This window comes from Microbispora amethystogenes, from assembly GCF_016863015.1.
Lineage (GTDB): Bacteria > Actinomycetota > Actinomycetes > Streptosporangiales > Streptosporangiaceae > Microbispora > Microbispora amethystogenes.
The window spans coordinates 1-542 of record NZ_BOOB01000163.1 but is presented as its reverse complement, the minus strand read 5'-3'; the positions used below and the strand labels follow the sequence as shown (position 1 = coordinate 542).

The 542-nt window shown below is 71.8% G+C and carries 1 protein-coding gene; it reads right to left on the bottom strand.

Annotated features, from left to right (window positions below; all coding sequences use genetic code 11):
* Positions 1-542: SDR family NAD(P)-dependent oxidoreductase (locus Mam01_RS36175; protein WP_204289711.1), on the bottom strand; the 542-nt coding region annotated here is incomplete at both ends.

Sequence of the window (542 nt, the reverse complement as noted above, 5' to 3'; positions counted from 1 at the left end):
AGGCTGGTGGCGGGGAGGTTGTGGGTGTGGCGGTGGTGGGCGAGGGCGTCGTGGAAGGTGTTGGCGGCGGCGTAGTTGGCTTGGGCGGCGCCGCCGAGTAGGCCGCTGATGGAGGAGAACAGGATGAAGGCGGCGAGGTTGTGGTGGCGGGTGTGGTGGTGGAGGTGGGTGGCGCCGTCGATTTTGGGGGCGAGGACGGGGTGCAGGTGGTTGGGGGTGATGGCGTGGAGGGGGGTGTCGTGGGTGATGCCGGCGGCGTGGATGACGGCGGTGAGGGGGTGTTCGGGTGGGATTGAGGTGATGAGGTGTTCGACGGCGTGGGGGTCGGTGATGTCGGTGGCGGTGACGGTGACGTGGGCGCCTGCGGTGGTGAGGTCGTGGATGAGGGTGTCGGCGCCGGGGGTGTGGTGGCCGCGCCGGCCGACGAGGTGGAGGTGGCGGATGCCGTGGGTGGTGGCGAGGTGGTGGGCGAGGAGGGCGCCGATGCCGGTGAGGCCGCCGGTGATCAGGACGGTCCCGTCGGGGTCCCACCCGCGCGGCTG